This is a genomic window from Flavobacterium sp. WG21, from assembly GCF_000335775.1.
In the GTDB taxonomy this organism is placed as follows: Bacteria; Bacteroidota; Bacteroidia; order Flavobacteriales; family Flavobacteriaceae; genus Flavobacterium; species Flavobacterium tructae.
In genome coordinates, this window is the sequence record NZ_AMYW01000014.1 from 97,295 (window position 1) to 111,414 (window position 14,120).

Sequence of the window (14,120 nt, forward strand, 5' to 3'; positions counted from 1 at the left end):
CCTTAATAAATGAATAATTAATTTAAATATAACTATGCTGTCGGATTTAGAAAAAATAAAATATTTACTTGAAAATTCAGCTGTTGTTAAGCTGAATGTTCCTGCGATAAATGTTTATGCAAAATTAGAGTATAATAATTTTTCAGGAAGCATAAAAGACAGGGCAGCATTTAACATTCTTAGAGAAGCCATTAAGGATGGTTTGGTTAATAATGATAGTCACATAATAGAATCCAGTTCCGGTAACTTTGCTATTGCTTTAATGAGTATATGTCAAAAATTGGGACTTAAGTTTACTGCTGTTGTAGACCCCAATATTAATAAAGGATATGAATCTTTATTAAGACTAGGCTGTAATGTTGAAATGGTAGATGAAATTGATGCAACAGGAGGTTACTTATTGACCAGAATAAGTAAAGTGGAAGATTTATGTCGAAAAAATCCTAATTTCTTTTGGACAAATCAATACGATAATCCCAATAATTACCTGGGTTATTATGACAGTTTAGGTAAAGAAATCTGTGATCATTTTGAGAAACTCGATTATATTTTTATTGCAGTTAGCTCGGGAGGAACTATTACAGGAATAGCTAAACGACTAAAGGAAAATTTTCCAAATATCAAAGTAATTGGTGTTGATATTGAAGGTTCAGTGGTGTTTGGAGCAAAGCCCGGTAAACGATATGTATCGGGACTTGGAGCCAGTAAAGTTCCCAGTATTCTCGATTTATCATTGATAGATGATGTTGTGCATGTAAGTCATATGGAGTTAATTCAGGGGTGTAACATGTTACTCAATGAGCAGTCAATTTTTGCAGGAGGCTCTTCTGGAGCTGCCTATTTTGCACTTAAGAATTATGAAGGATATAGTACAAAAGATAAACCAAATGTTCTTTTTATCTGTGCAGATAAAGGATATACTTATTTAGATACCATTTACAATAAGGATTGGATTACCAGATTACAGAACATATTTAATGAAAAAAATAAAGTTACAGCTAATCAATAAAATAAAATAAATAAAATGTTATACCTTAATACTGATGATATTAATCATATTGGAATAGATTGGAAAAATCTTGTTCAGCAAATTAAAACAACAGTTGAGATCATGTATGATTCAGACTTTCATCAACCCATTAAGCCTTACCTAAGATTTAAGAAGCCACACAATAGAATTATAGCGATGCCAGCATATGTTGGTGGAGATATTAATTGTGCAGGAATAAAATGGATCGCTAGTTTTCCGGATAATATTAAATCCAATATGCAACGTGCACATTCTGTAACTCTAATTAATGATCTTGATAATGGTATGCCTTTGTGTATTATTAATTCAGCAGCAGTTAGTGGCATTAGGACAGCCAGTGTTTCTGGTTTAGTAATTCAGGAATTTTTAAATACTAGATCAGATTTTGAAGATTTATCTGTTGGTCTTATTGGTTTAGGACCTATAGGTAAAATGCACTTACGAATGATCGACTCGATGTATGGATCTGCGGTAAAAAACTATAAGGTATATGATTTACGACCTATCGACACTAGTGACCTCCCGGATTCTATTAGAAAAAAAATAGTTAGATGTGACAATTGGCAACAAGCTTATAGAGATTCTGATATTTTTATTACCTGTACGGTAACAAAAGAAAGATATATTGATGAAAGACCAAAAGTAGGATCGCTACAACTTAATGTGTCACTTAGAGATTATCATGCATTTTATAAAGACTATGTTGATTGTATAATGGTAGATGATTGGGATGAAGTATGCCGAGAAAATACTGATATTGAGAGAATGAGCATTGAACACGGATTGAATAAAAACGATACTATTTCGATGATAGATATGGTTTGTAAAAATGCATTTGGGAAACTTGATGATAAAAGTGTAGTTATGTTTAATCCAATGGGTATGGCAGTATTCGATCTGGCTATAGGAGCATATTATTATCAAAAAGGAATTGAAACGAAAGTAGGAACTGTAGTTAACGACTAATACCTAATAGCATGAATATAAGCGAGGGAGTAAAGAGAAAAATAACAAAAGAATTTTGGAAAAAGAAAATAGGATCATGTGCAACTTCAGATTTGTTGAGTTTTTCGCAAACAGTTGAGATAGAGGATAAGCAAAATGATCTATTTGCCGTAATTCCAAATGATTTAGTGAAGAAAATCAATTCGTTATGTAACGATTCTGACTTTTTAGAACATACCTTTTATCTCTCCATTTTACATATTCTTCTCCACCGTTATAATAAAACAGAGCAAATTATAACGGGGGGATATCTTATGGGACATGAGGATATAAGCACAATCCAAGAACAGATTGTGCTTTATACTTCAAAAATTAATCTGACAAACAACTTCAAAGAAATTTTTACCGACTTAAAGAAGGAAGTAAGTGAAGTTTCAGAACAATTTGGAATCTCATATGATAGTTATAAAAAGTTATTTCCTGAAATAGTTAATGATTTATTTAAGATAGGTTTCGCTATAACTGAGAATAATAACGTTTTTGAATCTTCAGATTTCGATCTATTTATACGCATTGACAAGAAACAAGAGACGAGATTAATTTTTGAATTGCATAAAGAAGAATATAGCAGTATCCTTCTAAAAAATTTAGCACAGAATTATGTTTACTTATTAGAAGAGGTTATTAATAATATTTATATTCCTATTGAAAAACTAAATTATATTAGCCCGCAAGAGATTTTAGAAATTGACTCTTTTTGTTCGGGAGTTTCGGTCGAAAGATTTGAAACGATATACTCCCTTTTCGAAAAACAGGTAATTCAAAGTTGCAATAAGAGAGCTGTAAGTTTTAATGGTGATCATTGGACCTATAATGATTTAAATAATTATTCAAATCGCCTTGCCCGTTATTTAGTAGAGGAGTATCAAGTTGTTCCGAACAAGCTTGTCGGGGTAATGATTTCCAAATCTAATTGGACTATTGCCACATTTTTAGCAATTCTCAAAGCAGGTGGAGCTTACGTTCCCATTGATTCTCAATATCCAACAAAAAGAATAAATTATATAATTGAAAACTCAGGAATTGATCTTTTAATTACAGAATCAGATTTGTTTTTTAACCTTGATTTTTATAAAGGTTCTTTTCTTGTATTAGATATACAATTTGATTTGCTGCCTGTTAATGACTCAAATCTTTCTGGTTATAGTACACCGGACGATTTGGCTTATATGATTTACACATCTGGTTCCACCGGTCAACCTAAAGGAGTAATGATACAACATAAAAGTATTTGCAATACCTTATTATGGAGAAAGACCTTTTATGAGTTGGATAGTGATGTCATTAATTTACAATTTCCCTCTTACTCTTTTGATAGTTCTGTTGAGGATATTTTTAGTATATTAATTTCCGGAGGTACTATTGTAATTCCAAACGAGGAACTTAAAACAATTCCACATTACATAAAAGATTTAATAATTGAACATCAAATTAGCAACTTCTTAGTTACACCATCTTTTTATCGTTTTTTATTGGAAGAAATTCCGGAAACTTTAGAACAGTTAAAAGTGGTTACAGTTGCTGGTGAAGCTATTCAATCAGGCTTGGTAGATAAACATTTTAAGTTGCTGCCTGCGGTAGGATTAATTAATGAATATGGGCCTACTGAAAATGCAGTATGCTCGACAGCAACCTATTTAAAACCATTTGAAAAAGTACATATCGGACGACCTATTGATAACGTGGTGGTACATATTTTGGATGATCAGCTCAGATCTGTGCCTATTGGAGTTAAGGGAGAATTGTGTGTGTCAGGAATTGGATTAGCGGTTGGATATTTTAAAGAAGAGGAACTTACAGCCCAAAAATTTGTTACAATCGATATCAATGGTAAGTCTAGATTACTATATCGTACAGGGGATGTGGCTTGTTGGCAGTCTAATGGAACAATTGAATATTTCGGCAGGAACGATAGACAGGTAAAAATAAGGGGATATAGGATTGAGATTGGCGAGGTCGAAATTCTGATTTCAAATTTGCCAAATGTTGAGCAAGGCGTTGTAATTGATTTAAATAAAGGTGAAGACGGTACTGAGCTGGCGGCTTTCGTAGTTACAAATAAAAAAAGTGATAAGGATTCTATCATGACGGATGTTCGAGAACAACTTCCTCATTTTATGGTTCCCAGTATTTTAATACTAGTAGATAAAATCCCTTTAACTGTACATGGTAAAGTAGATTATGAAAAACTTTTGATACTGACAGAAGAACAGTTACACACGGATGATGATGCAAAATATGTTGCGCCGGAAACTTATCTGGAGCGGAAATTAGCAGAAATATGGGAAGAAACGCTGGCAAAGAAAAATATTGGATTATTTGATGATTTTTTTGTCTTAGGCGGACACTCATTAAAGGCAATTCAGATTATTTCAAGGATTCAAAAACAATTTAATTTAAAAGTTGAGATAAAGACTCTTTTTTCCAATCCTACTATTAAAGCCCTTTCTCAGGTGCTTGAAGAGGAAACGAATTCTTTCCAATTCAGTCCTATTGAAGTTTATAGTAGTGAAAATAACTACTACGAGTTATCAAATGCGCAGAAAAGACTATGGTTTTTGTGTCAGTTTGAGTCAGGATCAAGTGCTTATAATAGTACATCAGCATTTGAAATAGATGGAGTTCTTAAAATTGATTTTCTTGCGGAGGCCTTTAACCAGTTGATTAAGCGACATGAAAGTTTAAGGACTAACTTTATTATTATAGATGAGGAACCTAAACAGTTTATACAAGATCCTCAATTGATTGATTTTGAATTACGAACGATTGATTTAAAAAATGACGAATTCGCCGAAGAAACAAGTAAAAAAATTGCGAGGGGCGAAGCAACGACACCTTTTGATCTTGAAAAAGGATCGCTTTTAAGGGCTACTATTATTAACTTATCCGACCAAAAAAATATTTTATTACTATCGAGTCACCATATTATTTCAGATGGATGGTCAATTACAGTTATGTTTAATGATATTATTAAAGTTTATAATAAATTATATCATGACAATGGAGTAGAGTTACCTAAACCTAAAATTCAGTATAAAGATTATACCTTATGGGTAAAACAGCTTCTGAATTCTCCGGAATTTGAAGAGCATAGAAATTTTTGGGTAAATAAATTTCAAGGAGATATACCCGTTCTCGAGCTACTTACCGATTACCCAAGACCGGAAGTCAAATCATATAATGGTCGATTTCAATCTTACCAATTAAATAGTGAGCATATAAGGATTATCAATAATCTTGCTCTGAAATTTGATACCAGTAAGTTTGTAATACTTCAATCTATCATAAAAGTATTATTATATAAATATACAGGGCAAACTGATATAATTATTGGTAGTCTTATGGCTGGGCGAGATCATATAGATTTAGAAGACCAGATAGGATTTTACGTAAATACGATTCCTCTACGAACAAAATTTAATGAGGATGACACTTACAATGATTTGGTTTTAAATATAAAAGAGAATACACTCAATGTTTTTAAACATAATCAGTATCCGTTTGATGTTCTTATTGACAAACTTGATGTAAAGCGTAGCTTAAACAGGACACCTTTATTTGATGTGTTGTTGGTATTGCAAAATTTAGAATTTAATACAACAGAACAGTTAGCTGAAGTATCAATTAAACCATTTGACTTTGAGTTTAATAGAAGTAAATTCGACCTCTCATTTTATTTTACTGAAAAAGATATAGATGCTATAGATTTAAAAATAGAGTACGATACAGATTTATTTCATTGTGAACGTATTGACAATATCTTTGAGCATTTAAAAGCGCTAATTGAATCAATTTCTAAAAACGACAGCGAAAAGTTAAAATTACTGAGTTGTGTTACTGATAATGAAAGAGATGTTCAGCTCAATAAATTTAATAATGCGCAAATTCCTTTTAATAAGGATATAACGATTCATCAGTTATTTGAGCAACAATTGCAATTAAATAAGAATAAGACAGCTCTAGTATACGGAGATAACAATTTCTCTTATCTTGCTCTTGAAGAAAAAGCGAATAAGCTTGCTAACTGTTTAGTTAATAATGGTGTGCTAGTTGGCGATTCGATTGCTTTAATGTTGCAGAGGTCTGAAGAAGTTGTTGTTGCGATGTTAGCGATACTTAAGGTCGGTGCAGCTTATGTTCCTATAGATCCACTTTTCCCCACGGACAGGATTGAATATATGATTAGAGATACATCTTCTAAGATCATCATTTCTGAAAGTAAGTTTATAGACTTGTGTGATAAGTTACAATGGGATATTGATATTTTGAAATCTTACATTTGTGTAAATGCCTTAGAAGTTAGTCCAATTGAAAATTACGAACGAGAAACAAGAGAGCTTTGGGACTATGTAGCAAATAGTTCCGACAATCTTGTACAAGCATCTGGTTGGATAAACAGTTATTCAGGAGCGGTTTTTCAGAATGCTGAAATTAAGGAAATGGTCGATAATATATCCTTTAAAGTAGAGCCATTTCTAAACCAAAACGCTGTCGTGCTCGAAATAGGGTGCGGAACAGGTATGATAATCTCCGAGCTTGCGCCTAAAGTAAAAAAGTATATTGGAACTGATATTTCTAACGAAACACTAAAAATTTGCAAAGATAATGTTGCTAATAAGGGTATTTCTAATGTTTTATTGCAAAATTTATCTGCTTTAGAAATAGGCTTATTAAAAGATACAAAGTTTGATTTGATCATTGTAAACAGTGTTATTCAATATTTCCCTTCTCATCAATATTTAAGAGATTTTTTGTCTACCGCATCAGAATTACTTAGTGACAACGGAGTACTATTTCTAGGTGATATAAGGGACAAAAATTTGCAGGAAAATTATTATCAATCACTTTTAAAAAATGATAAAACAAAGAGTTTAGATTTGAATAAAATGAGGGATACTGAGAGCGAATTATTTCTTTCGGATAAGTTTTTTGAAGACTTTTTTGGAAAAATTGGTTATCAGTCACTTATAAAATCAAGTGAGAAAATAGGAAGTATAAAGAATGAATTGTCAATGTTCCGCTTTGATATGACAATTGAGCTGGATAAAAAAAATAAAAGTACCAGCGGCTTTACACCTGACAAATATCAAATTTGGAAAAGCGGGATTTTAGAATATTCAGATAAATTCAGTTTGCAGACTGTAAAAGGGAATAATCTGGCATATATCATTTACACTTCTGGTTCTTCGGGTAAACCGAAGGGGGTACAAATTTCACACAGTGCTGTGGTGAATTTTCTATTAAGTATGACACGTCTCTTGGAATTTACCAGTAGAGATAGTTTGTTAGCAATCACGACATTTACCTTCGATATATCTATTCTAGAGTTGTTTATGCCCTTGACAACAGGTGGATTAGTATACATTGCTCCAAGCGAGGCAATTCAGGACGGGCTTAAATTTCAGGAATTATTGCAACAAACATCACCTTCCTTTTTACAAGGTACCCCTAGTTTTTGGAAAATGCTGATTGATAGCGGATGGAATGGTGATTTATCAATGAATCTGTTAACAGGCGGGGAAAATTTAGAACAGGAATTAGGAAAACAAATGTTGGATCTCGGGGCTAATGTTTACAATCTCTACGGTCCCACAGAAACCACTATTTGGTCGACCTTACAACCAATAAAAGAGGTAAATGATTTGTACTCAATTGGTAAACCTATTGATAACACTTCAGTTTATATATTAGATCCGCAAGGCGCGATTCTTCCTGTTGGGATACAGGGGGAAATACATATAGGAGGTTTAGGATTGGCGCATGGTTACATAAATAACCTTGAATTAACAGAGAATAAGTTTCTAAGGTTCCCAAAAGCTAATAATGAATTGCTATACAAAACGGGTGATATGGGACGTTGGTTTATAGATGGCCGACTTGAATATAGAGGAAGAGTAGACAATCAAATTAAGATTAGGGGATATCGCATAGAACCTGGAGAAGTGGAGTCTGCTATTTTAAGTTTTGGAACGATAAAAGACACAGTAGTTTGCAGTCAGCTGGACCACACAAATAGTAAGATTCTTGTAACATATCTGATTTCAGAAAATGAAATAGATGTAGCGTTGCTGCGAAAACATCTCGCAAAATTAGTACCTGATTATATGATTCCTACCTATTTTTATGTAATTGAGACTATTCCTCTTACATCAAATGGAAAGACAGATTATAAACAACTTGGCTTGCTTGGCAATAAGTATGTTAATAAGCAAACTAAGGATTTTATGGCACCAACTAATGAAATTGAGAAAGAATTATCGCTAATATGGGAAAATATTATTGGAGTTGAAAATCCGAGTGTGAAAGATAACTTTTTTGAAATCGGAGGACATTCCATTACCGCAACAAAACTGGTATCCAGAATATATGAACAATTAAAGGTTAAGATAGAAATAAAAGATATTTTTTTGTATCCAACTATAGCCAAACTAGCTCATTATGTTCAACATTTAGAGAAGAAATTTAATATAGATATTCCAATCGTTCAAAAAAGTGAAAGCTATAGTATTTCTAATGCTCAGAAAAGACTTTGGATTTTTTCGCAGTTAAATAAAAAAAGTACGGCATATAATATGTCTGGAGTATATTCCGTTCGAGGGAAATTAAGTATAAGTGCTTTGCGTGAGTCTCTGGGCTACCTGATGGAAAGAAATGAAATATTACGAACAAGTTTTCGAATGCATAAGGGAGAGCCTCGTCAATTTGTTCACGAGTATGATTATGAGAATATTCCATTTAAATTTTTAGACAAATCGGTACACCAAAATGATTCAGAAGCCCTTAAGCAGCTTATAGATGATGAAAATAGTATTTTATTTGAAATGAATAAACTGCCACTTTTTAAAGCGAGTTGTATAAGAACGGGAGAAGAAGAATATATATTTGTGTTTGTAATTCATCATATTATTGCAGATGCTTGGTCTGTTCAGATTATTATAAACGAATTTTTTCAAGTTTATAAAACCATAATTGCTGATAAACTTCCTGATGTTACACCACTAAGAATACAATATAAGGATTATTGTGAATGGCAACTCAAAACACTCCAACTTGATAAAATGAGAAACAGTGGTAAATTTTGGGGGAATCAATTTAGTACATTTCCACCCCCTTTAAATCTGCCAGTTGATTTTGATAGAAACAATAGTAAGTCTTATAATGGTAAGATATTAACTCGAAAAATTAATGATGAATTTCTGGAAAAGATTAAAGCATTTAACAGAGATAATAAAACAACAATATTTACAATATTACTAACCAGTGTAAAAATTTTGTTATTTAAATATACAGGTAATTGTGATATAACAATTGGTGTACCTGTGGCAGGTAGAGACCATTTGGATCTTGAAAAACAAATAGGTTTCTACGTAAATACATTGCCTATTCGTACCACTTTTGAAGCTTCTGATAATTTTTTGCAAGTATTTAATAAAGTTAAAAATAAGTGGATCGAGTCTGCAGAACATCAAAACTACCCTTTTGATAGTATTATTGATGATTTAACAGAAAATGTAAAAAACTTTAATACTCCATTGTTCGACGTATTAGTTGAATTATTACAGGAAGAGGAAAATCAGTTTGAACAATTTAATAAAATTGGATTAGAAATACATCCTATCGAATTAGAAAATACTACAAGTAAATTTGATTTATCTTTTAAGTTTAGATTTAATGGTAGTCTTGATTTGAATATCGAATATAACACTGATATTTTTTTGGAGGAAACAATAGAAAGAATATACGGTCATTGGTTAAGCATTATTTATGCTCTTACCCAAGGCGAAGACAATGAGATCGGAAAATGGAATTTAGTTGATTTAACACATGACCGAAAAAATTAAAATGGATGCAGATTATAATATGGTAAATAATAAACACATAATTGATTTAATTGAAGAGAAGGTAAATACTTCTCCAGATGCTACTGCGTTGGTAGTTGATTGTATTATATGTAGTTATAAGGAGCTCGATGAAAGAGCAAATACTTTGGCTAATTATCTTGTATCTGATTTACAAATTAAATCTGGGGAAAATGTTGGTTTAATGATGGAACATTCAGTTGATATGATTGTTTCAATTTTAGCTATTTGGAAAGCTGGTGCAGTATTGCTTCCTCTGGATTTAAATTGGCCCGCAGACCGAAAAAAATTCGTATTGGAAGATGCAGAAGTCAATCTGGTTTTATTACAGTCTTCACATATTTTTGATTTAGATTTTTTCGACAAAATGATAGTTGCCCTAGATCTTCAAATGCCACTACTCCCAATAGTTGAGAATAAAATTAATATACATAAAGATTTTCAAAGCTTAGCTTATATACTATATACCTCAGGATCTACCGGCAAACCAAAAGGTGTTAAGGTAGGTTCCGAAAGTTTAGTGAATTATTTAAAGTGGTCCAATGAATTCTATTTTAATAATAATGAGGGGTATACTTTTGGAACTTTAACGCCACTTACTTTTGATCTTACTTTTACGAGTATTTTTACAACAATGCTACGGGGTGATAAGCAGGTTTTATACGGTAGCAATGTTTCAATAAATAAAGTGCTTTTTGATGTCTTTAATCCGGAAACAGTTGTTAACACGGTAAAGCTGACTCCTTCGCATGTTGATGTATTAGAACAATTAGATCTTGAAAGTACAAATGTAAATACAGTAATATTAGGTGGTGAAATACTGAAGCAGCAACACTGGGAAACTCTAAAGAAACTAAATTCAGATATTAGAATATTCAATGAATACGGACCTACAGAAGCAACTATAGGTTGTATTGTTAAGGAAGTAAAAAATATAGAAGACCTTAAAAGTATTGGTAAAGCAATAAACAATACAGAAGTATTTATATTGAATGATTATTTAGGAATGCAACCCATAGGAGTTCCTGGCGAAATTTATCTGTCAGGTATTTGTTTATCAAAAGGATATCTGAATGATGATAAACAAACAAAAGAAAAGTTTATTGAAAATCCATTCGATAATTTCTCTGCAAGTGCTTTATACAAAACTGGAGACTCGGGAAAATGGCTTCCTAATGGCGATATCGAATTTCTGGGAAGAAATGATGATCAGGTAAAAATAAGAGGCTATAGAATTGAATTAGGAGAAATAGAACATCATTTAGTGCAACATCCCGTAATTACAAATGCGGTTGTTCTTGCAATTAAAAATAAAGAAGAAGAGTGTTTAGTTGCTTATTTTATTGCAAAACGCAAACTAGAAAATTCATATCTGGTGGAATGGTTGAATCGTTGGGTTCCAAACTACATGATACCTGTAACTTTCATCCAATTAGAAGAATTACCATTAACACTTAATGGGAAAATTGACAAAAAGTATCTTGAAAAAATTAAAAATCATTTTGAGCAAAGTAATTATATTGAAGCCGGAAATGAAATAGAGAATAAATTAGTTCAAATATGGAAAAGTGTATTAGGACTCGAAAAGGTTGGTGTAAGAGATAATTTCTTTGACTTAGGAGGTCAGTCAATAAAAGCGATTTCTATCTTATCTAAAATTTATGAAAAATTCGAGATAGAATTGGAACTATCTGATATATTTGATCATCCTACTATTTTCTCTACTGCAGAATTGATTGAAAAAGCAATTGGAAGTAATGAAAATAATAGTATTAGTAAAGCAAATAGTCAACCTCACTATTCTCTGTCTCATGGACAAAGACGATTGTGGATGCTGAATCAATTTGAGGATGTAAAAAACACTTATACCTTAGTAAGTGTTTATCGTATAGTTGGTAAGTTAGATATAGCAGCCTTAAATGAAAGTTTTAAATGTCTTATTGAACGACATGAAATATTAAGAACGACATTTTCAAGTATCGATGGTATTCCTCATCAAATAATTAATACTAGTGATGAATCTGGTTTTGATATAAATTATGTAAATATAAGCGATCAGATTGAACAGTCTGCTGGAATTAATGAACACCTGAAAAAAGTGTTAAATACCCAATTGAATCTGGAACAGGGACCACTATTTTTAGTTGATCTTTTAGATTTAGGAAACGATACTTTTTTACTAACAATTGCTTTACATCATATTATATCTGATGGACGCTCAGCTGATATACTTACTTACGAACTAAGTAAGTATTACAATTCTACTCTGTTAGACAAATCTGAAGAATTGCCTGTATTGTCTCTGCAATATAAGGATTATGCAGAATGGCAGCACGGAGATGGATTCGTTAATCTATTGAATAAAAGTAAAGAATATTGGTTAGATAAACTTTCAGGAGAGCTACCTGTTTTAAATATTCCGTGCGATTTTAAGCGCCCTGCTTCTAAGAGTTATGAAGGGAATACTGTAAATTTTTCTTTAAATAATGTCACACATAATTATCTTATGAATGTGGGAAAGAAAAACGATAGCAGTTTATTTATTGTATTATTGGGATTAGTAAAAGCATTTTTATATAAATATACAGGCCAAAACGATATTATTATAGGCATCCCAATTACTGGAAGAAGTAACCAGGAATTAGCAGATCAGATAGGCTTTTATCTTAATATGCTTCCAATAAGATCAAAAGTTAGTGGTAGCGAGTCGTTTAATCAGGTGCTTGAACATGTTAGAAAAAATACTTTAGAAGCATATGATCATCAAATATATCCTTTTGATCAATTGGTTGAGGATCTGGATGTTGATCGGGATTTAAGCCGATCACCGGTTTTTGATGTCTTAGTGACTTTAAATGATTCTGCTGATAAATGTTTACTTCAATTCGATAGTCTTGATATTACAGAAGAAATAGTTAATGTTAACATAAGCAAATACGACTTAAGTTTTTATTTTGTTGAAAGTTCCGAGGGTGTTAATGTTACTCTTGAATACAGTAGTGATCTTTTTACAGCTTCTACTATTGAGCGCATAAAGGGTTATTTTATGAACCTTGCTGATACATTAGTTTCAGGACATGCTGATATTTGTCTGGATGATCTGGAATATCTTCCTGTTACAGAGAAAGAACGTCTAGTTGATGTTTTTAACAGGACAGAAATGCCTTTTAACAGAGAAACGTCTCTTAGTGATTTATTTGCTATACAGGCAGATCGTTATGGTTCCCGACCGGCTATTAGTTACAAAGACACTTTAGTTAGTTATGCTTCTTTGAAACAAGGAGCAGACAGTGTGAGCTATCAGTTGCAACGAGATTATGGGGTTCGTGAAGGAACATTCGTAGGGGTTGTTATGCAGAGAAGCCCTGAATTATTAATGTGTCTTTTAGGGATTATGCAATTAGGGGCATGTTATGTTCCTATTGATTCTGATTTTCCTTCAGATCGAATATCCTATATTCTTGCGGATAGTGAAGTTTCATGTGTATTAGTAAGCGATTTGTACGAATCAATTTTAAAGGAGGTTGATGCTAAGAAAATAGTTTCTTCTACGCTTTTTGATAAGAAAGTTGATTTTCCTTCGGATTATGTCTTACCAACGCTTTATTCAGATGCGCTGATGTATATGATTTATACTTCGGGTTCTACAGGATTGCCTAAAGGAGTTGAAGTATCTCATGTTTCAGTAGTCAATTTGCTGGAAAGCATGAAAAACATTTTGAGCGTAGCTAATGAAACGCGATTTTTGGCTCATACGACCATTTCTTTTGATATATCAGTTCTGGAACTGTTTTTACCACTATATGTTGGAGGCTGTGTTGTTTTAGCCTGCGACGAATCAGTCAAGAGCCCTGTAATGCTTATTGATTTGATAGGTAAGGAAAATATAACGGTATTACAGGCCACACCCAATATGTGGCGATTGCTATTAGATTGTGGATGGTCAGGGCAATCAGGTTTAAAGATGTTAAGCGGAGGAGAAGAATTGGATTATGCTTTAGGAGTTCGATTACTGAATTTAGAAGGGGAACTATGGAATGTTTATGGCCCTACAGAGACAACCATTTGGTCAACAGCAAAGCGGGTTGATACAGCATCTGATCTAGGTTCAATAGGAGTTCCTTTAGGAAATACCGAGGTATATGTTTTAGATCAGTCTTTTCATTTAGTTGGAATAGGAGTACCTGGAGAACTTTATATAGGAGGCTTAGGAGTATCCAGATACC

The 14,120-nt window shown here is 32.5% G+C and carries 4 protein-coding genes; all 4 read left to right on the forward strand.

The genetic code is table 11. The features are described from left to right. Positions 1–34 precede the first annotated feature (34 nt). Complete coding sequence (gene sbnA / locus C245_RS0111985; protein WP_017496838.1) at positions 35–1,009, forward strand: 2,3-diaminopropionate biosynthesis protein SbnA; 975 nt, start codon at positions 35–37, stop codon at positions 1,007–1,009. Positions 1,010–1,024: 15 nt separating this feature from the next. Then, positions 1,025–1,996 carry a hypothetical protein gene (locus C245_RS0111990; protein WP_017496839.1) on the forward strand — a complete coding sequence of 324 codons (972 nt, stop codon included), beginning with the start codon at positions 1,025–1,027 and terminating at the stop codon, positions 1,994–1,996. An 11-nt stretch (positions 1,997–2,007) separates the two neighbouring features. Continuing rightward, positions 2,008–9,876 (forward strand): non-ribosomal peptide synthetase, encoded by a 7,869-nt coding sequence (locus C245_RS0111995; protein ID WP_017496840.1) that lies wholly within the window; start codon positions 2,008–2,010, stop codon positions 9,874–9,876. Continuing rightward, on the forward strand, positions 9,860–14,120 hold a 4,261-nt coding region (locus C245_RS0112000; RefSeq protein WP_017496841.1), incomplete at its 3' end, for a non-ribosomal peptide synthetase. The genes C245_RS0111995 and C245_RS0112000, both read left to right, overlap by 17 nt.